Below are 24,285 nucleotides of genomic sequence, written 5' to 3' on the forward strand. Positions count from 1 at the left end.
ACATTCTCCAGATCAAACGGGCATCCGCTCGATGACACGCCGCTTGGGCCCCTAGGATTCCCCCTATCACCTCACCGGTCTCATTCGACAGGAACCCCATGAGCGACACTTCCTCCCCCTTCGGCTTCGAGCTAGTGCGGCGTGGTTACGACCGCGGTCAGGTGGATGACCGCATTACCAAGCTCGTCGCCGACCGTGACAGTGCTCTGGCACGGATCACTTCTCTGGAAAAGCGCATCGAGGAGCTCCACCTCGAAACGCAGAACGCCCAGGCCCAGGTGAGCGACGCCGAGCCGTCCTACGCGGGTCTGGGTGCGCGGGTCGAAAAGATCCTGCGGCTCGCCGAGGAAGAGGCGAAGGACCTGCGCGAGGAGGCCCGTCGCGCCGCCGAGCAGCACCGTGAGCTGGCCGAGTCGGCCGCCCAGCAGGTGCGCAACGACGCCGAGTCGTTCGCCTCCGAGCGCAAGGCGAAGGCCGAGGACGAGGGCGTACGCATCGTCGAGAAGGCGAAGGGTGACGCCTCCACGCTGCGCTCCGAGGCGCAGAAGGACGCGCAGTCCAAGCGCGAGGAGGCGGACGCGCTCTTCGAGGAGACCCGCGCCAAGGCCGCCCAGGCCGCCGCGGACTTCGAGACCAACCTCGCCAAGCGCCGCGAGCAGTCGGAGCGCGACCTGGCGTCGCGTCAGGCCAAGGCCGAGAAGCGGCTCGCGGAGATCGAGCACCGCGCGGAGCAGCTCCGCCTGGAGGCCGAGAAGCTGCGTACGGACGCGGAGCGCCGGGCGCGACAGACGGTGGAGACCGCCCAGCGCCAGGCCGAGGACATCGTGGCCGACGCCAACGCCAAGGCGGACCGCATCCGTTCGGAGTCCGAGCGCGAGCTGGCGGCCCTCACCAACCGCCGCGACTCGATCAACGCGCAGCTCACCAACGTCCGCGAGATGCTGGCGACGCTGACCGGTGCGGCCGTGGCCGCCGCCGGTTCCCCGGTCGACGACGAGCCCGTCTCGCGCGGCGTTCCGGCCCAGCAGTCCCGCTAGTTCCGCAGCCCTTCCCCCGTGGGCTGCGGTCAACCGGTGCGAAGCCCCCTGCCATTCCGGTGGCGGGGGGCTTTGTGCGCCCGTAGCGTGGCCGCATGATTGAGCTGGAGGGCCTCACCAAGCGCTATGGCAGCAAGGTCGCCGTCGACCATCTGTCGTTCCAGGTCAGACCCGGTGTGGTGACCGGTTTCCTGGGGCCCAACGGGGCCGGTAAGTCGACCACCATGCGCATGCTGCTCGATCTCGACAACCCGACCAGCGGAACGGTACGCATCGACGGCAAGCACTACCGCGAACTGGCGGAGCCGCTCAAGTACATCGGGGCGCTGCTCGACGCCAAGGCGATGCACGGCGGCCGCAGCGCGTACAACAACCTCCTGTGCCTGGCCCAGTCGAACCGGATTCCGGCGTCGCGGGTCTCGGAGGTCCTGGACACGGTGGGTCTGACGGCGGTGGCGAAGAAGAAGGCCAAGGGCTTCTCGCTGGGTATGGGGCAGCGGCTGGGAATCGCCTCGGCGCTGCTCGGTGACCCCGAGATCCTGATGTTCGACGAACCCGTCAATGGTCTGGACCCCGAGGGAATTCACTGGATCCGCAATCTGATGAAGCAGCTCGCGAGTGAAGGGCGAACGATCTTCGTTTCGTCTCACCTGATGAGCGAAATGGCGCTCACCGCCGACCACTTGATCGTTATCGGGCAGGGCCGACTGCTCGCCGATACATCGATGGCCGATTTCATCCGCGAGAACTCCCGGAGTTTCGTACGGCTGCGTTCTCCGCAGTGGGAACGGCTTCTGGATGTGCTGGAGCAGGCCGGGATCCGGTTCACCCAGACCGGGGACGGCGCCATCGAAATCGACAACGGCAGGATCGAGGCGCTCGGCGAACTGGCCGCCCGGCACCAGCTCGTCCTGCATGAACTCTCCGGTCAGCAGGCCTCCCTCGAAGAGGCGTTCATGCAGATGACGGCGGGTTCGGTGGAATACCACGCGCACGGCACCCCCGCCCCGGACCCGCTGTCCACCCCGCCCGACTGGGGAGCGGGCCGCCCGGCGCCGAACTGGGGCGCCCACGACCAGGACAAGGGGATCTGAACGATGGCATCGGTACCGGCGGTCCTCACCTCCGAGTGGACCAAGATCCGTACGGTCTCCTCGACGACGTGGACGCTGGCCTGCGCGCTCATCGTCACGGTGGCGATCAGCGCGGCGCTCTGCGCGCTGACGAAGTCGCAGTTCGACGACCTGTCACCGGCCGAGAAGCTGACCTTCGACCCGACGTTCATCAGCTTCTCCGGGATGATCCTCGGCCAGCTGGCGATGGTCGTCTTCGGTGTGCTGGTCGTCGGCACCGAGTACAGCTCGGGCATGATCCGCTCGTCGCTGGCCGCCGTGCCGCGGCGCGCCACCTTCCTGCTCTCCAAGCTCGCCGTGGCCACGCTGCTCGCCCTGGTCGTGGGCATGGCGACGAGCTTCCTGTCGTTCTTCCTGGGGCAGGCACTCCTCGGCTCGCACCGCACCACCATCGGCGCGCCCAACGTGCTGCGCGCGGTCGTCGGCGCCGGGCTCTACATGGCGCTGATCGCGCTGTTCTCGATGGGGGTGGCGGCGATGCTGCGCAGCTCGATGCTGTCGCTCGGCATCCTGATGCCGTTCTTCTTCCTGATCTCGCAGATCCTGTCCGCGGTGCCGGGCGCCAAGAACGTGGCGCGCTACTTCCCCGACCGGGCCGGCTCGCAGATCATGCAGGTGGTCCCGGACGCCATGAACAGCGACCCGGCGCCGTACGGGCCCTGGGGCGGTCTGGGCATCATGGCGCTGTGGGTGGTCGCGGCGGTCGCCGGTGGTCTGCTCGTCCTGAGGAAGCGGGACGCCTGATGCGGGTGTGACACGAGGGACGAACAACGCGACTTAGCCGGAACCGTCAAGGCCTGGATAAGCTCCTCACTCATACGGGGGCATGCCGGCCGCACGCCGGACACCGCCCCGACGACCCAAAACCGTCGATGGGGCTGGAGAATGATCGAGGCAGTCGGCCTGACGAAGCGCTATGGCGCCAAGACGGCCGTGCACAACCTTTCCTTTCAGGTGCGACCGGGCATGGTCACCGGATTCCTGGGCCCCAACGGCTCCGGCAAGTCCACGACCATGCGCATGATCCTCGGCCTCGACCAGCCGACCGCCGGTCATGTGACCATCGGCGGCCACCCGTTCCGCGAGCTGCCCAACGCACCGCGTCAGGTCGGCGCGCTGCTCGACGCCAAGGCGGTGCACGGCGGCCGCAGCGCCCGCAACCACCTGCTCTCGCTCGCCCAGCTGTCCGGCATCCCGGCCCGGCGGGTGGACGAGGTGCTCGGCGTGGTCGGCCTCCAGGAGGTCGCCAAGCAGCGCTCCAAGGGGTTCTCGCTCGGCATGGGCCAGCGGCTCGGCATCGCGGCCGCGCTGCTCGGGGACCCGCAGGTCCTGCTCTTCGACGAGCCGGTCAACGGCCTCGACCCCGAGGGCATCCTGTGGGTGCGCAACCTGATGAAGCAGCTGGCCGCCGAGGGCCGCACGGTGTTCGTCTCCTCGCACCTGATGAGCGAGATGGCGCTCACCGCGGACCACCTCATCGTGATCGGCCGCGGCCAACTCCTCGCCGACATGCGCATCGCGGACTTCATCTCGCACAACTCGGCCGACTTCGCCCGGGTCCGCACCCCCGGCACGGACCCGGCCCAGCGCGAGAAGCTGACGGCCGTGCTCACCGAGGCGGGCGGCCAGGTCATGTCGGAGCCGGACGGCGCGCTGCGCGTGCTGGGCCTGCCCCTGCCCCGCATCAGCGACGTGGCCCACGAGGCGGACGTACGGCTGTGGGAGCTCTCCCCGCACCAGGCCTCCCTCGAAGAGGCGTACATGCGGATGACGCAGGGCGCGGTCGACTACCGCTCGACGGACGACCAGAAGGCCGGCCTCCAGCCCGCCGTGCCGCCCGGGTACGCCCCGCCGCCGGCCCTCCCCGAGGTGCCGCAGCAGGGCTGGTACGCCCCGCCGCCGCCCGGTCAGAACCCGTACGCGGCCGCTCCTCCGGGAGCCCCGGCCCACCCGGCCCCGCAGCCGCCCGCCGCTCCCCCGGGAGCCCAGGCCCCGCAGCCGCCCGCCGCTCCCCCGGTTCCGCAGGCCCCGGCCGGGCCTGCCGCCCCGACCACGCCCGAGGACGCCCGATGACCACCCCCTACCAGCAGCAGCCCCCGCACCCGCAGGCGCCGGGCCCCCAGCTCGGCATGTACACCTCGCCGATCGCCCTGCGCCGGGCCACCTTCACCGATGCGCTCGCCTCCGAGTGGACCAAGATCCGGTCGGTGCGTTCCACCATGTGGACGCTGGGCGTGCTGATCGTGCTTCTGCTCGGCCTCGGTCTGCTCGCCGGCTTCCTCGTGCGGGCCAGCGACCCCGACATGGGCACCACCTCGGTGCTCGTACTCGGCTTCTACGGGGTGCTGCTCGGCCAGATCTGCGTGATCACGCTCGGCGTGCTGACCATCGCGTCCGAGTACGGCACCGGCATGATCCGTACGACCCTGACCGCCTGCCCGAGCCGGTCGCGGATCCTGGCGGCGAAGTCGGTCGTCTTCTTCCTGCTCGCGTTCGTCATCGTGACGGCGATGACCGCCGTGGTCGCGGTCGTGCAGACCGCCCTGGTGTCGAACGCGCCGACGCCGAGCGCCGGTGAGTGGCTGCGCGCCACGGTCGGCGTCGGTCTCTATGTCGCGATGATCGGGCTGCTCTCGCTGGCGGTGGGCGCGCTCATCCGGCACTCCGCGGGCTCGATCACGATCATGATCGGTGTGGTGCTGCTGCCCCTGGTGCTCGCCCTGTTCATGTTCACCGAGTCCCTGAGCGGCGTGCGCGACTTCCTCATGGAGTACTCGATCCCGAGCCAGCTCGCCGCGTTCTACGGCGCGACGGTCTCGGATTCGGGGCCGAGCGGCTGGGAGCCGCTGTGGATCATCACCGGGATCACCGCCGTCGCGCTCGGCGGTGCGTTCCTCTCGCTCAACTCGCGTGACGTGTAACGCCGTTCAGGCGGACGTTCAGTACCTCGGCGCGTTCCTGGACCGCTGCACCCTGGTGGTGCGGCGGTCCTTCGCGTTCCAGCAGGCCTTGTGCCAGTGGCGGCGCTCGTCGACGCCCCCGTACTCGGGCCAGGCCACCAGGTGCGGGGCGCCGGAGGGGATTTCCTGGTCGCAGCCGGGGCAGCGGTAGCGCTTGCCGGCCGCGCTGGCGCCCGCCACGTGCCGGATGGACCACTCCTCGCCCTGCCAGGACTCGGTGCCCTGGAGGCCGAAGCGGTCGCCGCCCGTCCTGCTCTCGGACTCGGTCGGCTTCTCGCCGCCCTTGGGGCGGTTGCGACGCGGGGACACGGGGACACCTCACGGGGCGGGTCGGACGTTTCCGTCCAGCCTAGGCCCACGCGGTCCGGGTACTCGTCCTGGCAGGGAGTTCGACGGCCGCGGGCCTCACCCGATCGAGGGACTCTTAGCGGACAATCGCAAGAAGTTGGCGATGGGCCGTGCCTTTGGCACTTGTCAGACGTTCTTGCCAGTAAGAGGGGGAGAGCCGCGTCGGCCGCAAGGAGGCAGAAGGCGATGCGTGTGGGCACTTTTGTACTGGCAGCCCAGTTTCCGGGCCAGGGGCAGGGAGAAACGCTCCACCGAGCGATCAGGTCCGCCGAAGTGGCCGAGGAGTCCGGGCTCGACTCCGTGTGGCTGGCCGAACATCACTTCGTACCGTACGGCGTCTGCCCCTCGGCCGTGACGCTGGCGGCGTTATTGCTCGGGCGCACCCGGCGGATCAGGGTCGGCACCGCGGTCTCGGTGCTGCCGACGGCGCATCCGGTCGCGCTCGGCGAGCAGGCCGCGCTGTTGCACCTCACCTCCGGCGGGCGGTTCACGCTCGGGGTGGGGCGCGGCGGGCCCTGGGTGGACCTGGAGGTGTTCGGGGCGGGCCTCGCGGCGTACGAGCACGGCTTCCCGGAATCGCTCGATCTGCTGCTGCGCTGGCTGCGCGAGCCCCGGGTCGCCGGTCTTGGGGAACGATTCCCCTTCCGGGAGGTCCCGGTCGTGCCGCGGCCCTCCGAGATCCTGGACGGCGGCCCCGAGGACGACTGCCCGGAGGTGATCGTCGCGTGCACCTCGCCGAAGAGCGTGAAGCTGGCCGCGGAGCGCGGGCTCCCGATGCTGCTCGGCATGCACTGCGGCGACGAGGACAAGGCCGGGATGATCGCACTGTGGCGCGAGGAGGCGCTCGCTGCGGGGCACGCGCCGGAGAAGGTCGCCGCGGCGGGCCATGTGTCGGCCGGCGTCGCCCAGATCGCCGACCGCCGGGCCGAGGCCGTGGAAACCCTGGTGAAGTCGATGCCCGGCTGGCTGAAGCAGGGGCTCGACGCCCATGTGACGGTCGACGGCCGCCATCGCGCGATGCGCGACCCGGTGGCGTACACCGAACTGCTCTGCCGCCTGCACCCGGTGGGCACCCCCCGGCAGGCGGCGGACCGGCTGGCGGCCACGTCGGAGCGCACCGGCATCACCCGCTTCGCCCTGCTGGTCGAGGGATCGGGCGACCTGGCCGCCACCGAGGAGAACGTACGGAGGCTGGGCACCGAGGTGCTGCCCCTGCTGGCGTAGCCCCGGAGCGGGGCGAGGGCGCCGGGCCCGGGCACAGCACCCGGGCGGCCGCCAAGTGGCCGCCGCCCCGCGTCAGTTGGCACCTCCCGCGACGCGGAGCGGCAGCGAAGACTCAGCAGTCCCGAAGCTCCGGAGACTGGTTCAGCAGTTGACCCCTGATCGAGGTGAAGCGGGCCAGCCGCTCGTCGGAGGAGGGGTCCAGAGGGAACACCGCGACACGGTGGCAGTTCTGGAACGCCAGACGGACACCGAAGTGCCGCTGGAGCGCACCGCGTATGGCGTCACTCGCCAGGGCACGCAGCAGCTGGCCGCGGGCCTGCTCGTCCGGCGGTGGCGTCTGGTTGTCGGCGAACGTACCGCCGTCGACCTTCAGCTGGGCCACCAGAGAGCTGATCATCTCCCACGCGTAGGGCAGGGAGGTCCGGACGCAGTCGACGAAGGCGGCTTCGTCGACCTCGCCTCGCTCGGCCTGTTCGAGTAGGGCCGGTGAGACGTCGAGCGACATGGTTTCTCCTCTCGCAACCCCGGGGAGCGGGGCCTTACGGGCAGGGAAGGGGACGATGACGGCCGTCTCTTTCGACAACGCAGCGTGCGCGACCGACAACCTCCCGCTTCCACGGTAGGCGCGATGTCCTGCCCATGGCAGGTACTTGGCACATAACCGGCCAATAACGAACAGTGCACTCCTGGGCGAATCGCGTTCGGCGGGGGGATTCGAGTAGCGTTGCGCCCCATGCGTCTCGTCATCGCCCGCTGCTCCGTCGACTACGCGGGCCGGCTCACCGCCCACCTGCCCTCCGCTCCCCGTCTCATCCTGGTGAAGGCGGACGGCAGCGTCTCCATCCACGCTGACGACCGGGCCTACAAGCCCCTGAACTGGATGTCGCCGCCGTGCACCCTCAAGGAGGGCTCGGGGGACGACGAGGGTGTCTGGACCGTCATCAACAAGGCGGGCGAGAAGCTCATCATCACGATGGAGGAGGTCATGCACGACTCCTCCCACGAACTCGGCGTAGACCCCGGCCTGATCAAGGACGGCGTGGAAGCGCACCTCCAGGAGCTGCTCGCCGACCGCATCGACACCCTCGGCGAGGGCTACACCCTGATCCGCCGCGAATACCCCACGGCCATCGGCCCGGTGGACATCCTGTGCCGTGACGGTGACGGGAAGACGGTCGCGATCGAGATCAAGCGGCGCGGCGAGATCGACGGCGTCGAGCAGCTGACCCGCTATCTGGAGCTGCTCAACCGCGACCCGCACCTCGCCCCGGTCCAGGGCCTGTTCGCGGCTCAGGAGATCAAGCCCCAGGCGCGGGTGCTCGCCACCGACCGCGGCATCGGTTGTGTGGTGCTCGACTACAACGCCCTGCGCGGCATCGAGGACGACAAGCTCCGGCTGTTCTGATCCCGGGCCGCGACAGTCGCGGTACCAACGAGAAGGGGCCCGCAGAGTGCTGCGGGCCCCTTCTCGTGTGTGCTGCCGTGTGCTGCGAGATTCTTCTACGCGCTGGTCGACGGCGACGGCGGCTGTGATCCGGCACGCGCGCTCGACGTCGGGGCGGTGGAGGCGCTGCCGGAGGGCGGCGGCGGCTTGGTGGAGGCCGGCGGGCTGCTGCCCCCACTGCTCGGCGGGGTCGACGGCACGGTCGGGGTCGACCCCGAGGGCGAGGGCGAGGCCGAGCCGGAGTCGCTGGGCGTCGGCTTCCCCGAAGGTGTCGGCCGGCCCGACGTCGAGGGCTTGCCCGAGGGCGACGGCTTGGAAGTGCCCGGTGCCGACGGGCCGGTGGAGGCGTGGCCCGGGGCGCTCGGGCTGCCGCTGGTGCCGGGTACGGGCTGGCCGGAAGCGCCGGGCCTGCCCGTGGTACCCGGCTTGCCCGGGCTCGTGGGGCCGCCGCCCTTGCCGTCGCCCGGGGCGGCGCCGGTGTCGCCGGAGGTGTTGGGGTCGGCGTCCGGGCTGCCGTCGGAGCCGCCCTCGTCGGCGGGCTGCTGCTGCTTGACGCCACCGCCGCCGTCGTCGCTGTTGTTGTTGGAGGTCGCGCCCAGGGTGACCACGGTGCCGAGCACCGCGGCGAGCAGCGCCCCGGCGCCGGCCGCGACGAGGTTGCGCCGGGCACCCCCGAACACCGTGCGCCGCCGCAGCGACGCCATGGCGCCGCCGACCGGGGTGTCCCGCCGGGTGACCAACGTGGCTTTGGCGTCCGGGAGTTGGGCGGTCACCGCGGCCGCAGGGAGCATCCCGGGCAGCGCCTTGGGCTCCTCGTGGCGGGCGGCGGGCACCTCGTCGCCGACGGGGGCGCGGCCCGGCACCGCAAGGCCCCCCGAGCGGTCCTCGACCAGGGCGAGCGCCCGGCGTCCGGCGACCGTGCCGCGCTTGTCGGAGAGCGCGCCGCGCAGCGCGATGGAGGCCTCCAGCTCGGCGCGGGCCCGGTCCAGGCCCCCGTTGCACAGCGCGAGGACACCCAACTCGTGGTGGAAGTACGCCTCTTCGGCGACCTCGCCGGTCAGCCGGGCCGCCTCGGACCCGACCCGCAGGCTCCGCTCCCAGGCACCCCAGTGCAGTCCCGCGGCGAAGACGGGCGCGGCGGTGCGGGCCAGTTTGACGGCGGTGGCGGGGTGCTCGTCCTGGTCGCCCGGCACGAGCGCGCTCATCGCGGCGAGCACCGCGTCGGCCTCGGCCGCGGCCCGCTCGGGGGTGACCGAGGGGTGGCCGGTCCACCAGGCGTAGTGCTGGGCCGCACTGTGGGCGCGCTCCCCCGCGCCGGCGGCGTATCCGGTGCTCTCCAGCTGGGTGAGGACGCCCGCGGCGAGCCGGTAGCGGGAGCCGACCGGGGACAGCAGTCCGCTGTCGAGGAGTTCGCCGAGGGCGGCGTCCGCGTGGGTGTCGCCGATGAGCGCGGGCAGGTGCGCCTGGTGCGGCACCTCACCGCCGAGCGCGACGGCGAAGCGCAGGGTGGCGCGGGCGGCCTCGCTCAGCCGGGAGGCGAGCAGGGCCGCGGGGGCCGCGCCCTCGCCGAGCGTGGGAAGCGGGATATCGCGGCCCTCGCCCGAGAACACCGACGCGTCGGCGGGCTCGTCCACCGGGAAGCCGTACGCGTCGAGCGGGCTACCCTCGCCGCGCAGCCGGTCGCGCTGGCGCAGCAGGGCGCCGGCCTGGACGAAGCGCAGCGCGAGCCCCTCGGACTCGAACCAGAGGTCGCCCGCCCAGTTGGCCTCCTCGTCGGTGAGCGGCCGGTCGACGGCCCGCTCCAGGAGTTCGAGCGAGGCGTTGCGGCCGAGGCCCCCGAGGAAGACCTCCTCGATGTGCGAGTCGGGGTGCGGCGCGGGGGTCTCGGGGGTCGCGGCGAGCACATAGGCGCACTCGGGCGTGGCCATGAGGAGCTCTTCGAGGGCGGCCCCGCCGAATTCGAGGTCGTCGAGGACGACGACGGCACCGATCTCGTGGACGCGGTCGAGCAGCGTGGGCCGGTCGGGCCGGTGCAGGGGCGCGTGGAAGACGGTGGCGTACAGCTCGTGCAGGAGCTCGTTGGGGCCGCGGCGGTGGCCGGAGAGGCGTACGACGCCGTCAGGGGCGAGTTCGGCGCAGTCTCCGGCGACGGCGTCGAGCAGGGCGGTGCGTCCGGCGCCCGCGGGCCCGGTGAGGCGCACGGAGCGGCCGCGGCCCAACAGGCGCACCAGGCGGGCGCGTTCCTCCGCCCGTTCGAGCAGGGCGGGGGCGGGTGTCATGAGGCCGGGCGGCAGCGGCGGCCGGGCGGCCCGTTCGCTCTCGGTCCGCTCGGCGGCGGTGCGCCGTATCGCGGGGCCGGGTATCTCGCCCGGCGGACAGTTCTCGATCTCGCTGCCGTCGACCGGGTTGACCGTCAGCAGGAAGTCGCCGACGACGAGCTGGACGGTGCGGGCGAGGCCGGCCGGGCGCGGGGCGAACTCGGGGGCCGCGGGCTCCTTGTCGCGTGCGGAGCGCTGCGGTCCGGCGCCGGGTTCCGCGTGTGCGCCCGCAACGCCGACGGTGTCGCCGGCATGGTTGAACTCTTCCGGTCCCCGGCTCATCGGGTCCATGGTGAAAGCCCCCCAGATGCGTGGTGCGTAAGGATTGCCCCTCCCGGCCCTTACGCACTTCGCTGTTGGCTGTCGCTTCTGGTCCGGTCCCCGCCGTGTGGGTTCGTCGATCGGCGGGAAGCCGAACCCTAGACTCCGGACAGTATCTACGAACAGGCGGGGTGCCGCCCCGTCCAAGACGTCATGGTCTCGTGAGGATTGTGCGCGGAGTCCGTTTACCGCACCCGTGTCCGAACAACTCCCGAGCCGGAGCCGGGCCGCCTAGACGCGCGGCAGTGCCTCGGCCACGATGCCGCCCTCGATGGCGAGGATGCGGTGCAGCCGGGTGGCGACCAGGAGGCGCTGCATCTGGGGTGGTACGCCGCGCAGCACGAGGCGCCGACCGCACCGGCCGGCCCGGCGGTGGGCTCCCATGATGACGCCGAGTCCGGTGGCGTCCCACGAGTCCAGTTCGGTGAGGTCGAGCACGAGGTCGCCTGCCCCGTCGTCGACCGCCGAGTGCAGGGCCGTACGGGCGTCCGCCGCGCTGCGGACGTCGAGGCGGCCCCCGACGACCAGCTCGACGTGGTCGCCCCTGATGTGCATATGCGCTCCCGAGAGTGCTTGGCTTTTCGACAACCGACTCAACAACTGACTGCCCGACGGCCGCGGAAGTTGCCGCCCGTGAGCCAACCGATACCTAATTCACCCCTGAGGGTGAGGGCTCGGGCGGTCGGCGGTTCAGTGCTTGTAGAAGCCCTGCCCGCTCTTGCGACCGATGTCACCCGCGTCCACCATCCGGCGCATCAGCTCCGGCGGGGCGAACTTCTCGTCCTGGGACTCCGTGTAGATGTTGCTGGTGGCGTGCAGCAGGATGTCCACGCCGGTGAGGTCGGCGGTGGCGAGCGGGCCCATCGCGTGGCCGAAGCCCAGCTTGCAGGCGAGGTCGATGTCCTCGGCGCTGGCCACGCCCGACTCGTACAGCTTGGCCGCCTCGACGACGAGCGCCGAGATGAGGCGGGTGGTGACGAAGCCCGCCACGTCGCGGTTGACGACGATGCAGGTCTTGCCGACCGACTCGGCGAACTCCCGCGCGGCGGCCAGGGTTTGGTCGCTGGTCTTGTAGCCGCGCACCAGCTCGCAGAGCTGCATCATCGGGACCGGCGAGAAGAAGTGGACGCCGACGACCCGCTCGGGGTGCTCGGTGGCCGCCGCGATCTTGGTGATCGGGATGGCGGAGGTGTTGGAGGCGAGCACGGTCTCCGGGCGCACGATCTTGTCGAGCGTGCGGAAGATCTCGTGCTTGACCTCCAGCTTCTCGAAGGCGGCCTCGACGACGATGTCGACGTCGGCGGCGGCGTCCAGATCGGTGGTGGTGGTGATGCGGGCGAGCGCGGCCTCGGCGTCCTCGGCGGACAGCTTCCCCTTGCTCACGAACTTGTCGTACGAGGCCTTGATGCCGTCGGTGCCCCGGGTGAGGGCCTCGTCGGTGACGTCGCGCAGTACGACGTCCCAGCCCGCCTGGGCCGAGACCTGCGCGATACCGGACCCCATGAGTCCGGCTCCGATGACGGCGAGCTTCCTGGCCACGACACTTCCCTCCAACGCGTTTCCACCCAAGCCTTCTTGGCGGAGGCTATCGGCCGGGCGGCGTTCTGGGAGGGCGAAGAGATGCGCGTCACGCCCACCCGTCTCCCGGCCACCGCCCCTTTACGAGGCTCTTCGAGCCGCTGGCGCCTTTTTTCATGACGGACATCACACCGCTCCGCGTGAGGTGGGTCTCAGCGGGCGCCCCGTACGGCGTAGTTGAGCACCTTGTCCCCCAGGAGCCCCTCCATCTCGTCGATCAGGACGAGCACCTCGCGGGAGACCGCCTTGGGGTCGCGGCCGGCCATCATCTCGCGGCTGATCGCGGCCATGGTCGTCTGGTGGACCCAGTTGAGCTGACCGGCCACCAGGGAGGGCAGCGCCTCTTCGGGGGGCGCGCCGACCTCTTCGCGCAGGGTCGCGTCCAGGTTCTCCAGGACCTCCTGGCCCACCGCCCACAGCCGGGCCTTGAGCGCGGGCGACTCGTGGATGACGGCCATGAACCGGCTGTAGCCCTCCATCAGACCGACGCGGGGCGACACCGACTCGACCTCGGCCCGTAGTTCGCGCAGGACGGCCTCGGCGGCCGACTCCCCCGCGTCCCGGCCGCGCACCCAGCGCGAGAGCCGGTCGACGATGCCCCGGCTGCGGTCGAGGAACAGGTCCTCCTTGGCGGGGAAGTAGTTGTAGACGGTGTTGACCGAGACGTCGGCCACCTCGGCGATCTCGGCGATCGTGACCGCCTCGAAGCCGCGCTCCAGGAAGAGCCCGGTGGCCAGGTCCGAGATCCGCTGCCGCGTCTCGCGCTTCTTGCGCTCCCTGAGCCCTTCTGCCATGGCACAAGAGTAGGCGATCGACTGCACCCTCTTAAAACTTGGTGTCATTGCAAAATTGCATCGACTCTGTTTTTCTGGGGCCATGGCAATCATCAGCACGGCCGGACTCGCCCGGACCTTCCCCGGCAAGGCCGGACCGGTCGAGGCGGTGCGCGGCATCGACCTGACCGTCCGGGCCGGCGAGATCCTCGGCTTCCTCGGACCCAACGGCGCGGGCAAGACCACCACCCTGCGCATGCTCACCACGCTGCTCCCGCCGACCGGCGGCGCCGCGACGGTGGCCGGGCACGATCTGCTGCGCGACCCCGCCGGGGTGCGGCGGGCGTGCGGTTACGTGGCCCAGTCGGGCGGCGTCGACCCCACCATCTCGGTACGCGAGGAACTGGTCACCCAGGGCCGCCTCTACCGGCTCACCAAGGCCCAAGCCGCCCTGCGCGCCGAGGAGTTGGCGGCCGACCTCGGGCTGGGCGACCTCCTGGAGCGCACCACGGCCACGCTCTCCGGTGGCCAGCGGCGCCGGCTCGACATCGCACTGGGCCTCACCCACCGGCCCGCGGTGCTCTTCCTCGACGAGCCGACCACCGGCCTCGACCCGGGCAGCCGCGCCGACCTGTGGGACCTGGTCCGCCGGATCCGCACCGAGCACGGCACCACCGTCTTCCTCACCACCCACTACCTCGACGAGGCCGACGCCCTCGCCGACCGCCTGGTGATCGTCGACCGGGGCGTCATCGTGGCCGAGGGCACCCCGGCCGAGCTCAAGACCCGGTACGCGAGCGGTCCCGGCGCCTCGCTCCAGGAGGCCTTCCTCGCCATCACCGGGCGCACCGCCACCCCGCAGGACTCCGCCCCCGTAGCCGTCTAGGACTCCCCATGACCGTCCCGCCCCTGCTCAGCGACACCGCCCTCATCTTCGGCAGGTACGCCCGCGCGACCCTGCGCTCCAAGTTCCAGATCCTCTTCGGCGTGCTGATGCCGCTGCTCTACCTCTTCTTCTTCGGCCCGCTCCTGACCGGTATGCCCCTGGGCTCGCACGGCAGCTCCTGGCAGGTCCTCGTGCCGGGCCTGCTGCTCCAACTCGCTTTGTTCGGCGCCTCGTTCGCGGGGTTCGCGGTCATCATCGAGAACAACTGGGGCGTCCTGGAGCGCATGCGCGTCACCCCCGTCTCCCGCCTGGCCCTGCTGCTCGGCCGGGTCCTGCGGGACTCGGCGCTCTTCGTCTTCCAGGCGGTGCTGCTCGTGCTGGCCGCCCTGGTGATGGGACTGCGCGCCCCGCTCGCCGGAGTGCTCATCGGCTTCGCCTTCGTAGCGCTCCTGACCCTCTCACTGGCCTCCCTCTCCTACGCGCTCGCCATGAAGGTGCGCACCCCGCAGGGGTTCGGCCCGGCGATCAACGCCCTCGCCATGCCGTCGATGCTGCTGTCCGGCCTGATGCTGCCCATGACGCTCGCACCGACCTGGTTGGACGTCCTGTCCCACTTCATGCCGTTCCGCTATCTGGTGGACGCGGTCCGGGACGCCTATCTCGGCGCGTACGCCACCACGACCATGCTGTACGGGGCCCTGGTGGCGGCGGGATTCGCGGTGCTCGCCGTGACGGTGGGCACACGCGTCTTCCGGACGGCCGGAGCGTAACTACTCTGGCGGCATGGTCAATCTGACGCGCATCTACACCCGCACCGGCGACCAGGGCACGACCGCCCTCGGCGACATGAGCCGGACCGCCAAGACCGATCTGCGGATCGCGGCGTACGCCGACACCAATGAGGCCAACGCCGTCATCGGCACGGCGATCGCGCTCGGGCAGCTGTCCGAGGAGGTCGTGAAGGTGCTGGTCCGGGTCCAGAACGACCTGTTCGACGTGGGCGCGGACCTCGCGACGCCGGTCGTCGAGAACCCGGAGTACCCGCCGCTGCGGGTGGAGCAGTCCTACGTCGACAAGCTGGAGGCCGACTGCGACCACTTCCTGGAGGACCTGGAGAAGCTACGCAGCTTCATCCTGCCCGGCGGCACCCCCGGCGCGGCGCTGCTGCACCAGGCGTGCACGGTGGTGCGACGCGCGGAACGCTCGACGTGGGCGGCCCTGGAGGCCCACGCCGCCGTCATGAACCCCCTGACAGCGACCTACCTCAACCGCCTCTCGGACCTGCTGTTCATCCTGGCCCGCGCGGCGAACAAGGGGGTGGGGGATGTGTTGTGGGTCCCGGGTGGGGAGAGGTAGGGGTCGGGGGGGGTACGCGCGGGGGGGGGTGGCTCCCCAAGGCCTTTTGCGCAGTTCCCCGCGCCCCTAACCACTCGGTCGTCCGCGGACCGTGCCCGCTTCTCGCGCAGTTCCCCGCGCCCCTAGCAGGATCGGTGCTGGCCCGCATCGGCCACCTCAGCCTGTCCGGCGATTGAGGACGAGCGCCCTTAAGGCGCGACACGGGGTCTGGGGCAGAGCCCCAGGGGCCCGGAACCATCAAACCCCGGGGCACGGGCGGGTGGGTGGGCGAGGTGCCCGGGGTCTGGGGCGGAGCCCCAGGGGACGCGTTACTTCTTTGCGGGCCCGGTGGCCGCGCACCAGGAGGCCACGTCCTTCAAATCCTTCTGGCGCTGCTGGAGCGTCGTCACCAGACCCTCTCGGTACGCGAGCCTGTGGTCGAGGTAGGTCGCAACCGCGGTGTGACCCTCCTTCTTCGCATCGTCCACCCGCCGCTGGAGCCGGGCCACGGACCCCTCCGTCTCCGCTCCCCCGCCAAGGCGGCCCAGGGCCCGTTCGAGGCGCTTCGCCGTCTTGGGCTCGCGCTTGCAGACGCCCTTCGCGCCGTCGCCCGCGGGCGCCTTCGCCGTGGCGGCGGGCGAGGCCGCCGAGTCCGCGAAGGCACCGGACGCGGTGACGGTCAGTACGGCCGTCGCGGCGAGGACGGCCGCAGCGAGACGACGACGGCGGTCGTGGTAGCGACGGCGGATGGTGGCGTTGCGCATGGCTGGTGCCTCCCTGACGTACGGAGTTCCGGTACGCCCCGCAGGCTAGGAAGGCTCTTTGTGGGAACTCTGTGATCGCTCGGCGGCGGCCGTCAACCAGTCCCGCCGCACCGGGAGTTCACCCCCCGCCGCCGGCCCCGCGCCGGGCAGCCGCACCGTACAGCGGGTACCGACGCCACCCCGCCCCGCGCCGACTTCGACGGTGCCGCGGTGCAGCGCCGCCTGCTGGGCGACCAGGGTGAGGCCGAGCCCGGAGCCCGTACTGGCGGGCCCCCGGTGGAAGCGGCGGAACACCTCCCGGCGGTCGGCGGGCGCGATGCCCGGCCCCCGGTCGTCGACGGTGACCAGCACCTGGTCCCCGTCGCGGGCCACGGCGACCGCGACCTCGGCCCGCCCCGCCGCGCCCCTGCCGTGCGTGAGCGCGTTGCCGATGAGGTTGTCGAGCAGGATGCGTACGCCGGGCTCCCAGCCGTGCACCGGCGCGGCCCCCGCGCTCAGCGTGATCACCGCGTCCGGGGCGCGCCGACGCGCCTCGGCCACCGCTGCGTCGGCGACCTCCGCGACGTCCAGGGGGTGGAACGCGTCGGCCTCGACCAGATCACCGCGCCCCAGTTCGCGCAGGGCCACCAGCGTCCCGAGCAGCCGCCCGTGCTCGCGCCGCAGCTCCTCGACGACCTCGGCGCGGTCGCTTTCGGGGAGCCCGGGATGGGCCAGGACGTCGAGGTTGGTGCCGATGCTCATCAGCGGGTTGCGCAGTTCGTGCGAGGCCGCCGCGGAGAAGGAGCGGGCGGTGTCCAGGGCCTCGGCGGTGCGGGCGGCCTGTTCGTCGTAGCGGGCGAGGACGGTTCGCAGGGTGGCGGCCAGGTCGTCGACCTCGACGATCCGGGTCGGGCGGTGTTCCAGACGTACCGACGTCGTCCGCGGGTCGAGCCCGGCCGCGGCCCCCCGCAGCCGTCGCAGCGGACGGGTCGCGCCGCTGGCGATCGCCCAGGCGAGCAGCGCGGACAGCGGGGCGGCGAGCAGCGCCGTGGTCACCACGCGCCCGCGGACCAGGGCGAGTTGGGCGCGGCTCGCGGTGTCCGGCGCGAACACCCACAGGGTGCCCGAGGCCTGTGTGCCGGTGACGGGCAGGGCGTACGCCCGCCAGCTGCGGCCCGCGCCCCGCACGGTGACCGGGCCCTTCCCGGGCGCGGGCAGCGCCACGGAGGGCCCGGGCTGGGGGCCGCCGCTGTAGGTGCCGTCGGGCCCTGTGAGCCGTACGCCGACGTCCAACGCGGCGTTGAACAGCCTGCGTTGGCGGCTTTCCTCGGCGCTCGGCCGGTCGTTGGCGGCGGCGCGCAGCAGGGTGCGGGCGTCCGGGGCGATCGCGGTGGCCCGGGCCTTGAGGTGGCTGTCCTCCGCGCGGTGCAGGTCGCGGGCGACGAGGGTGAGCAGCAGCCAGCCGCAGGCCAGCACCAGGAGCGGGACGGCGGCGCCGACGGCCAGCGCGATCCGGGTGGAGAGCTTCACGGCTGCTCCCGCAGGACGAAGCCGATGCCGCGCACGGTGTGGACGAGCCGGGGCGCGCCGTCCGCCTCCAGTTTGCGGCGCAGATAGCTGACGAAGGTGTCCACCGCGTCCGTGCGCACGTCGACGTCGTATCCCCAGACGCGTTCGAGCAGTTGGTCGCGGCTGAGGACGAGACCGGCGTTGCGGGCCAGCACTTCGAGGAGTGCGTACTCGCGCCGGGTGAGCTCCAGGGGGCGTCCGTCGCGCAGGGCGGTGCGGGCCGCCGGGTCGATGACCAGGCCGCAGGCGCGGACCACGTCGTGCGGGGCGGCTGGGCGGCGGCGCAGCAGGGCGTGCAGGCGCAGCGCCAGTTCCTCCAGGGCGAAGGGTTTGACCAGGTAGTCGTCGCCGCCCGCCTGGAGTCCGGCGATCCGGTCGGCGGTCTCGTCCAGGGCCGACAGCATCAGGACGGGGAGGTCGTGTCCGGCCTCCCGCAGCGTGCGGCACACCTCGATGCCGCTCAGCCCGGGCATGGACACATCCAGGACGAGCACATTGGGCGGGCTCTGCTCGACGGCGGCGAGCGCGGCGCGGCCGCCGTCGGCGGTGCGGACCCGGAATCCGTTCAGCCGGAGCCCCCGGTCGAGGGAGCGGCGCACCGCGGCGTCGTCGTCGACGACCAGGACGTCTCCGGGGCGACTCGGTCCGCTCATCCGCGCTCCCCTCCGGTGGCGCCGACCAGCGCTCACTGCGTTTCGCCTACCGCCGGGTCAGGGTACGGTCCTCGGCTGTGTGTGCTCCCGAGCGTTCGGAGGCGGGCTTCAGGAGCCGGTCGAGGAGCGAGGGCCGCGCCTTCTCCTCCTCGGCCTTCTTCGGGAACAGCGTGTAACTCAGCGCGATGAGCAGGTTGATGCCGATCACCCACACCATCCTCTGCTGCCACATCCGCAGCGACGCGGTGCCGCCGTCCCCGCCGACGTACCAGATCGCGGCCTGGAGCAGGGCGATCGCGAGCGCCCCCGCGAAGACGAAGCGGCCCGCCATCCTCCACTCGTACGCGGTCCTCGCGCCGCCTCCCTTCGGCGCCCCGGCGGGCTTCGGGCCGCCCGCGAAGCGGTAGGCGACCCAGGCGTCGGCGCGGGTCACTATGTAGTGGCCCATCGCCGCCGAGAAGCCGAGGTAGACGGCGGCCAGGCCGTGCTTCCAGTCCGGCTGGGCGCCGTTCTTCAGGTCGACGGCGGTCACCACGAGCAGCACCACCTCCAGAAGCGGCTCGCACAGCAGCACCACCACGCTCGTCCGGCGCATCCCGGCGAGATAGCGCAGGGCGAGACCGGCGGCGAGCAGGACCCAGAAGCCGACCTCGCAGGCGATGATCAACGTGACGATCACGGTGGTCTCCTCTCGTACTCCTCGTGTACTCCTCCAAGGCTCGCCCGCGTCCGGCGCCCCATCGTCGTCGCCGGTGACGAAACGGGACTGCATCCTTCGATGTAGTGGCGCCTCGGCCCGGGCGGGGAGGACCGCGCCGCGGCGGGCGTGTTGGATGGGGGCGTGACCTTGTTCTGCCGCCCGCACCGCGACGACGTCCTCATCGCCGTGGGGGGTTTGCTCGGCGGGCTCCTCCTGTGGGCCGTCGGGCTGTACACGCAGGGCGCCCGCCCGCTGGGCGGCGTCTGGGTGCTGCTGCCGCTGGTGGGGACGGCCGCCCTCGAACTGCTGCGCCGCACCGCCCCGCAACCGGCGCTGGTCCTCGGCACCTGTCTGCTGGTCCTGGACCAGTTCACCCGGGGCAACCTGGCGACGGTCGTGATGTTCACCGACCTCGTCTACGCGGCCGTCGTCTACGGCACCCCGGCCGCCGCGCGCCGCATCCCGGTGACGACCGGACTGCTCACGGTCGGCGCGACGATCGGGTTCTACGCCTGGTTCCAGCAGCCGGAGGCGCTGCTCATCGGCGTGGTGACCGCGCTGGTCTCGTTCGCACCCGCGACCACCGGGGCGCTGGTGCGCAACCACCGCGAAGAGGCGGAGAGCGCCCGGCTGCGGGCCGAACAGACCGCGCTGCTCGCCGAGATGGACCGCAGCCAGGCCGTCGTCGCCGAGCGCGCCCGGATGGCCCGCGAGCTGCACGACATGGTGGCCAACCACCTCTCGGCGATCGCGATCCACTCCACGGCCGCGCTCTCGCTCGACGACCCCGCCACGACCCGGCAGGCGCTCTCGGTGATCCGTGAGAACAGCGTGGACGGGCTCGCCGAAATGCGCCGGCTCATCGGCCTGTTGCGCGACACGGGGGGCCGGGACGCGCCCACCGCGGCACCCACCCTGTCCGGCCTCGAAGCGCTGGTCGCCCAGGCCCGTACCAACGGCGCCGAGAGCGGGCTCGGCTGCACGCTCGACGACCGGCGCGCCGAGGCCGGCCCGCTGCCGGCCCCGGTGGAGCTGGCGGCGTACCGGATCGTGCAGGAGTCCTTGACCAATGCGCTCAAGCACGCGGCGCCCGGCACCGTCGAGGTCGCGCTCTCCCGCGTGGACGGGGTGCTGACCGTCTGTGTCACCAGCCCCTACGGCGACCGGCGGGGGCCGCGCGCGCCGGGTTCGGGGGCCGGGATCATCGGGATGCGCGAGCGGACCGAACTGCTCGACGGCACCTTCACCGCGGGTCCCATCACGACGCCGGACGGAAGCAGCAGATGGCGGGTGGAGGCTCAACTGCCCGTGAACGAAAGGACGTTGAAGACATGACGATCCGTATCCTGGTCGCCGAGGACCAGTCGGCGGTACGGTCCGGGCTCGTCCTGATCCTCTCCAGCGCCCCCGACATCGAGGTGGTCGGGGAGGCGGCGGACGGCGAGCAGGCGGTGGCGCTCGCCCGCGAACTGCGCCCGGACCTGGTCCTGATGGACCTTCAGATGCCGAAGCTCGACGGGGTCTCGGCCACCGCGGCCGTGGTCGCCGAGCGCCTCGCCGACGTGCTGGTCCTGACCACCTTCGACCTGGACGAGTACGTGTTCGGCGCACTGCGCGCGGGCGCCGCGGGTTTCCTGCTCAAGACCACCGACGCCAGGGACCTGATCGAGGCGGTGCGGACGGTGGCACGCGGCGAGGGCCTGATCGCGCCGGCCGTCACCCGCCGCCTCATCGCGGAGTTCGCGTCGTCGCCGCGCCCGGCCGCCCCACGCCACCCGGCCGCCCTGGAGGCGCTCACCCGTCGCGAGGGCGAGGTGCTCTCCTGTCTGGGCCTGGGGTTGTCCAACGCGGAGATCGCGGGGCGTCTGGACATGGCGGAGGCCACGGTGAAGACCCATGTCAGCAGGCTGCTCGGCAAGCTGGAGCTGCGCAGCAGGGCCCAAGCCGCCGTCGTGGCAAGGGAGTTGGGGATCTGAACGGACCCCTCCACCGGAGGTCTGGACCTCTTGACGGTTGGTCCAGACCTTTCTACGCTCACCGCACACTGCTGTGGTGGGCGCGCCGTCCCTGGCGCTCTAGGCACGCCCACCGGACGGAGCAGGGTTCCACCCCCACCACCGTCGCACCACTCGGGAGCAGCCTTGAGAACCGCACGTGTCGTTCGAACGCGCTTCAGATCAAGAGCCGCAGCGGCCCTGACCGCACTCGCCCTCCCCCTGGCCGCCCTCGTCGGCCTGGCCTCCCCCGCCGCGGCCGCCACCTCGGCGACCGCCACCTACGCCAAGTCCTCGGACTGGGGTACGGGATTCGGAGCCGGCTGGACCATCAAGAACACCGGCACCACCGCACTCAGCTCCTGGACCGTGGAGTGGGACTACCCCTCGGGTACGTCCGTGACCTCGGCCTGGGACGCGGACGTCACCAGTTCCGGCACCCACTGGACCGCCAAGAACAAGTCCTACAACGGCACCCTCGCCCCCGGCGCCAGCGTGAGCTTCGGCTTCAACGGCGCGGGCAGCGGCTCGCCCTCGGGCTGCAAGCTCAACGGCGGCTCCTGCGACGGGACTTCGAACCCGCCCGGCGACACCCCGCCCTCCGCGCCCGGCACCCCGACCGCGAGCAACGTCACCGACACCGGCGTCTCTCTGTCCTGGACGGCCGCGACCGACGACAAGGGCGTCAAGAACTACGACGTCTTCCGGGGCTCCGCGAAGATCGCGACCGTCACCGGCACCAGCTACGCCGACTCGGGCCTGACCAAGGGCACGACGTACACCTACAGCGTGACCGCCCGCGACACCGCCGATCAGACCGGCCCCTCCTCGGGCTCGGTCAGCGTGACGACCACCGGCGGGGGCACAGGACCCGGCCCCGTCGGCGACAAGGTGCGGCTCGGCTACTTCACCGACTGGGGCATCTACCAGCGCAACTACCAGGTGAAGAACATCGTCACCTCGGGCTCGGCGAGCAAGCTGACCCACATCAACTACGCCTTCGGCAACGTCACGAACGGGCAGTGCGCCATCGGTGACGCCTATGCCGACTACCAGAAGACCTACGACGCCTCCTCCAGCGTGGACGGCACCGCCGACACCTGGGACCAGCCGGTCGCGGGCAACATCAACCAGCTGCGCGAGCTGAAGAAGAAGTACCCCGGGCTCAAGATCCTGTGGTCCTTCGGCGGCTGGACCTGGTCCGGCGGCTTCGGCGCGGCCGCGGCCAACCCGACGGCGTTCGCGAACTCCTGCTACTCCCTGGTCGAGGACCCGCGCTGGGCCGACGTCTTCGACGGCATCGACATCGACTGGGAGTACCCCAACGCCTGCGGCCTGTCCTGCGACACCAGCGGGGCGGCGGCGCTGAAGAACCTGCTTGCGGCGCTGCGCGCGAAGTTCGGCAGCTCGGCGCTGGTCACGGCGGCGGTCACCGCCGACGGTTCGACGGGCGGCAAGATGGACGCGGCGGACTACGGCGGCGCGGCCGGTTCCGTCGACTGGTACAACGTGATGACGTACGACTTCTTCGGCGCGTGGGACGCCAAGGGCCCCACGGCCCCGCACTCCCCGCTCACCTCGTACAACGGCATCCCGATCGCGGGCTTCAACACGGACGCGGCGATCCAGAAGTACCTGGGCAAGGGCGTCCCCGCGAGCAAGCTCAACCTGGGCATCGGCTTCTACGGCCGTGGCTGGACGGGCGTCACGCAGGACGCCCCCGGCGGCACGGCGACCGGGCCGGCGCCCGGCACGTACGAGCAGGGCATCGAGGACTACAAGATCCTGAAGTCGTCCTGCCCCGTGACCGGCACGATCGCGGGCACGGCGTACGCGCACTGCGGGTCGAACTGGTGGAGCTATGACACGCCCTCGACCATCACGGGCAAGATGGGTTACGTGAAGAACCAGGGGCTTCGGGGGGCGTTCTTCTGGGAGTTCAGCGGCGACACGTCCAACGGTGAGCTGCTGTCGGCCATGGACAGCGGCCTGCGATAACCGTCCCACCCCCCCACCCCGGGCAGGCGGCCCGTCCCCGCCTGCCCGGACACGACCAACCGCGCGCCCCTAAATGCCCTTCGGCCTGCGGACCGTGCCCGCTCCTCGCGCAGTTCCCCGCGCCCCTGGCAGGACCGGTGCTGGCAACCTCAGCCCGTCCGGCGATTGAGGACGAGCGCCCTTAAGGCGCGACACGGGGTCTGGGGCAGAGCCCCAGGTCCTTCGGCTGCGGACCGTGCCCGCTTCTCGCGCAGTTCCCCGCGCCCCTGGCGGATCGGTGCTGGTCAGCATCTCAGCCTGTCCGGCGATTGCCGCAAGGGGCTAGGCCACGTTGACGCGTTGGCCGGGCGGGGCCGCTTCCAGCCAGGCGAGGAAACCGGTCAGCGCATCCTCGCTCATCGCCAGCTCAAGCCGAGTATCCCGGTGCGTACACCCCAGGATGATCGCGTCGGAGAGCAGCGCGAGCTCCTCCTCCCCCTCGGGGAGGCGACGCGACACCACGTCGATGCCGGAACGCTCCAGCACCCGCCGCGGCCGAGGCGCGTAAGAGAAGACGCGGAACCACTCGATCCGGTCACCGTTGTAGCGGGCCACCCCGTACACCCAGCCCTTGCCGCTGGTGTCCGGCGTCTCCGGAAGGCCCCAGCGCAGACTGCAATCGAAGGTCCCGCCCGAGCGCTGGATCAGCCGCCGGCGCAGACCGAAGACGAAGAGTCCCACCAGTACCAGCGCGACGACCAGGCCACACACAAGCAGAGCGAGAGTCATCTACACCGACCTCCTCGCTCAACCAGTAATCCAGCAACGGAAAAATCTGCCTGCATCGCCTCAGCCGCGACCGGCTCCGGAAAATTCCGGACCGAGCCGCGGCTGAGGGAAATCTCCGGCGGGGGTGCTAACGCACCGCCACCGCACGCAGTCGTACGTCGGCACGTCGCTCGGCGGCGGCGTCCGACTCCGACTTCGCACTCTCCAGCGCACGCTCGGCACGCTGGACGTCGATCTCGTCCGCCAGCTCGGCGATCTCGGCGAGCAGCGAAAGCTTGTTGTCGGCGAAGGAGATGAATCCACCGTGCACCGCCGCGACGACGGTGCCGCCCTCGCTCGTACGGATCATCACCGGGCCCGACTCCAGCACACCAAGGAGCGGCTGGTGACCGGGCATGACGCCGATGTCGCCGGACGTGGTGCGCGCGACGACCAGGGTGGCCTCGCCGGACCACACGCTGCGGTCCGCGGCGACGAGCTCGACGTGCAGCTCAGTAGCCATG

General features: G+C 71.5%; 25 protein-coding genes. 13 read left to right on the top strand and 12 right to left on the bottom strand.

What is annotated here, in order from left to right:
- The first annotated feature begins 98 nt into the window (after positions 1 to 98).
- The 5 genes from DWB77_RS12525 (at position 99) to DWB77_RS12545 (ending at position 5,091) form a co-directional block, all read left to right on the top strand.
- Positions 99 to 1,037: a cellulose-binding protein gene (locus tag DWB77_RS12525; protein ID WP_120721349.1), complete on the top strand. Its 939-nt coding sequence runs from the start codon at positions 99 to 101 to the stop codon at positions 1,035 to 1,037.
- 95 nt (positions 1,038 to 1,132) lie between these two features.
- On the top strand, positions 1,133 to 2,131 hold the full coding sequence (locus tag DWB77_RS12530; RefSeq protein ID WP_120721350.1) for an ABC transporter ATP-binding protein: 999 nt from the start codon (positions 1,133 to 1,135) through the stop codon (positions 2,129 to 2,131).
- A gap of 3 nt (positions 2,132 to 2,134) precedes the next feature.
- Complete coding sequence (locus DWB77_RS12535; RefSeq protein WP_120721351.1) at positions 2,135 to 2,914, top strand: ABC transporter permease; 780 nt, start codon at positions 2,135 to 2,137, stop codon at positions 2,912 to 2,914.
- 141 nt (positions 2,915 to 3,055) lie between these two features.
- Entirely contained in the window at positions 3,056 to 4,243 is a 1,188-nt protein-coding gene (locus DWB77_RS12540; RefSeq protein ID WP_120721352.1) for an ATP-binding cassette domain-containing protein, read from the top strand.
- The gene (locus DWB77_RS12545; RefSeq protein WP_120721353.1) at positions 4,240 to 5,091 is read left to right on the top strand and encodes an ABC transporter permease; all 852 of its coding nucleotides are present in this window, start codon (positions 4,240 to 4,242) and stop codon (positions 5,089 to 5,091) included. The genes DWB77_RS12540 and DWB77_RS12545 overlap by 4 nt, the downstream gene beginning before the upstream one ends.
- Positions 5,092 to 5,109: 18 nt before the next feature.
- Here the strand turns inward: DWB77_RS12545 and DWB77_RS12550 are convergent, their stop codons facing one another.
- The gene (locus DWB77_RS12550; RefSeq protein ID WP_120721354.1) at positions 5,110 to 5,439 is read right to left on the bottom strand and encodes an ATP/GTP-binding protein; all 330 of its coding nucleotides are present in this window, start codon (positions 5,437 to 5,439) and stop codon (positions 5,110 to 5,112) included.
- A gap of 225 nt (positions 5,440 to 5,664) precedes the next feature.
- On the opposite strand from DWB77_RS12550, the gene DWB77_RS12555 reads away from it, so the two are divergent.
- The gene (locus DWB77_RS12555; RefSeq protein WP_120721355.1) at positions 5,665 to 6,702 is read left to right on the top strand and encodes an LLM class flavin-dependent oxidoreductase; all 1,038 of its coding nucleotides are present in this window, start codon (positions 5,665 to 5,667) and stop codon (positions 6,700 to 6,702) included.
- A 112-nt stretch (positions 6,703 to 6,814) separates the two neighbouring features.
- Here DWB77_RS12555 and DWB77_RS12560 read toward each other — a convergent pair whose 3' ends face one another.
- Entirely contained in the window at positions 6,815 to 7,207 is a 393-nt protein-coding gene (locus DWB77_RS12560) for an SCO5389 family protein (protein ID WP_120721356.1), read from the bottom strand.
- A 228-nt stretch (positions 7,208 to 7,435) separates the two neighbouring features.
- On the opposite strand from DWB77_RS12560, the gene nucS reads away from it, so the two are divergent.
- Positions 7,436 to 8,107 (top strand): endonuclease NucS, encoded by a 672-nt coding sequence (nucS, locus tag DWB77_RS12565; protein WP_120721357.1) that lies wholly within the window; start codon positions 7,436 to 7,438, stop codon positions 8,105 to 8,107.
- Between the two features lie 95 nt (positions 8,108 to 8,202).
- Here the strand turns inward: nucS and DWB77_RS12570 are convergent, their stop codons facing one another.
- From DWB77_RS12570 to DWB77_RS12585, 4 genes are all read right to left on the bottom strand, one after another.
- Complete coding sequence (locus DWB77_RS12570) at positions 8,203 to 10,755, bottom strand: ATP-binding protein (RefSeq protein WP_120721358.1); 2,553 nt, start codon at positions 10,753 to 10,755, stop codon at positions 8,203 to 8,205.
- 261 nt (positions 10,756 to 11,016) lie between these two features.
- Positions 11,017 to 11,340, bottom strand: coding sequence for an STAS domain-containing protein (locus DWB77_RS12575; RefSeq protein WP_100577458.1), 324 nt, complete (start codon positions 11,338 to 11,340; stop codon positions 11,017 to 11,019).
- 135 nt (positions 11,341 to 11,475) lie between these two features.
- The gene (locus tag DWB77_RS12580) at positions 11,476 to 12,324 is read right to left on the bottom strand and encodes a 3-hydroxyacyl-CoA dehydrogenase family protein (RefSeq protein WP_120721359.1); all 849 of its coding nucleotides are present in this window, start codon (positions 12,322 to 12,324) and stop codon (positions 11,476 to 11,478) included.
- Between the two features lie 191 nt (positions 12,325 to 12,515).
- On the bottom strand, positions 12,516 to 13,157 hold the full coding sequence (locus tag DWB77_RS12585; protein WP_120721360.1) for a TetR/AcrR family transcriptional regulator: 642 nt from the start codon (positions 13,155 to 13,157) through the stop codon (positions 12,516 to 12,518).
- An 82-nt stretch (positions 13,158 to 13,239) separates the two neighbouring features.
- Between DWB77_RS12585 and DWB77_RS12590 the strand changes: the two genes are divergently transcribed.
- Genes DWB77_RS12590 through DWB77_RS12600 form a run of 3 tightly spaced genes read left to right on the top strand, consistent with a single transcriptional unit; the run spans position 13,240 to position 15,378 of the window.
- Positions 13,240 to 14,022 carry an ABC transporter ATP-binding protein gene (locus tag DWB77_RS12590; protein ID WP_120721361.1) on the top strand — a complete coding sequence of 261 codons (783 nt, stop codon included), beginning with the start codon at positions 13,240 to 13,242 and terminating at the stop codon, positions 14,020 to 14,022.
- A gap of 8 nt (positions 14,023 to 14,030) precedes the next feature.
- Positions 14,031 to 14,792: an ABC transporter permease gene (locus DWB77_RS12595; protein WP_120721362.1), complete on the top strand. Its 762-nt coding sequence runs from the start codon at positions 14,031 to 14,033 to the stop codon at positions 14,790 to 14,792.
- 13 nt (positions 14,793 to 14,805) lie between these two features.
- Positions 14,806 to 15,378 carry a cob(I)yrinic acid a,c-diamide adenosyltransferase gene (locus DWB77_RS12600; protein WP_120721363.1) on the top strand — a complete coding sequence of 191 codons (573 nt, stop codon included), beginning with the start codon at positions 14,806 to 14,808 and terminating at the stop codon, positions 15,376 to 15,378.
- Between the two features lie 308 nt (positions 15,379 to 15,686).
- Here DWB77_RS12600 and DWB77_RS12605 read toward each other — a convergent pair whose 3' ends face one another.
- The 4 genes from DWB77_RS12605 to DWB77_RS12620 are packed head-to-tail and all read right to left on the bottom strand — an operon-like array spanning position 15,687 to position 19,001.
- Positions 15,687 to 16,121: a hypothetical protein gene (locus tag DWB77_RS12605; protein ID WP_162952522.1), complete on the bottom strand. Its 435-nt coding sequence runs from the start codon at positions 16,119 to 16,121 to the stop codon at positions 15,687 to 15,689.
- A gap of 45 nt (positions 16,122 to 16,166) precedes the next feature.
- Positions 16,167 to 17,630: a sensor histidine kinase gene (locus DWB77_RS12610; RefSeq protein ID WP_120721364.1), complete on the bottom strand. Its 1,464-nt coding sequence runs from the start codon at positions 17,628 to 17,630 to the stop codon at positions 16,167 to 16,169.
- Entirely contained in the window at positions 17,627 to 18,322 is a 696-nt protein-coding gene (locus DWB77_RS12615) for a response regulator transcription factor (RefSeq protein ID WP_120721365.1), read from the bottom strand. The genes DWB77_RS12610 and DWB77_RS12615 overlap by 4 nt, the downstream gene beginning before the upstream one ends.
- Before the next feature lie 46 nt (positions 18,323 to 18,368).
- A complete protein-coding gene (locus DWB77_RS12620) occupies positions 18,369 to 19,001 on the bottom strand; it encodes a hypothetical protein (protein WP_246033510.1) in 633 nt (210 codons plus the stop codon).
- 162 nt (positions 19,002 to 19,163) lie between these two features.
- Here DWB77_RS12620 and DWB77_RS12625 point away from each other — a divergent pair, with 162 nt between their 5' ends.
- The 3 genes from DWB77_RS12625 (at position 19,164) to DWB77_RS12635 (ending at position 23,014) form a co-directional block, all read left to right on the top strand.
- Positions 19,164 to 20,357 carry a sensor histidine kinase gene (locus DWB77_RS12625; RefSeq protein WP_120721367.1) on the top strand — a complete coding sequence of 398 codons (1,194 nt, stop codon included), beginning with the start codon at positions 19,164 to 19,166 and terminating at the stop codon, positions 20,355 to 20,357.
- Positions 20,354 to 20,998: a response regulator gene (locus DWB77_RS12630; protein ID WP_120721368.1), complete on the top strand. Its 645-nt coding sequence runs from the start codon at positions 20,354 to 20,356 to the stop codon at positions 20,996 to 20,998. The genes DWB77_RS12625 and DWB77_RS12630 overlap by 4 nt, the downstream gene beginning before the upstream one ends.
- Positions 20,999 to 21,163: 165 nt before the next feature.
- The gene (locus DWB77_RS12635) at positions 21,164 to 23,014 is read left to right on the top strand and encodes a glycoside hydrolase family 18 chitinase (RefSeq protein ID WP_120721369.1); all 1,851 of its coding nucleotides are present in this window, start codon (positions 21,164 to 21,166) and stop codon (positions 23,012 to 23,014) included.
- A 321-nt stretch (positions 23,015 to 23,335) separates the two neighbouring features.
- Here the strand turns inward: DWB77_RS12635 and DWB77_RS12640 are convergent, their stop codons facing one another.
- Positions 23,336 to 23,782 (bottom strand): DUF2550 domain-containing protein, encoded by a 447-nt coding sequence (locus DWB77_RS12640; protein WP_120721370.1) that lies wholly within the window; start codon positions 23,780 to 23,782, stop codon positions 23,336 to 23,338.
- Positions 23,783 to 23,909: 127 nt separating this feature from the next.
- Positions 23,910 to 24,284 carry a F0F1 ATP synthase subunit epsilon gene (locus tag DWB77_RS12645; protein WP_053726996.1) on the bottom strand — a complete coding sequence of 125 codons (375 nt, stop codon included), beginning with the start codon at positions 24,282 to 24,284 and terminating at the stop codon, positions 23,910 to 23,912.
- Between the last annotated feature and the right edge of the window lies 1 nt (position 24,285).

It is taken from the genome of Streptomyces hundungensis (genome assembly GCF_003627815.1).
Classification (GTDB): domain Bacteria; phylum Actinomycetota; class Actinomycetes; order Streptomycetales; family Streptomycetaceae; genus Streptomyces; species Streptomyces hundungensis_A.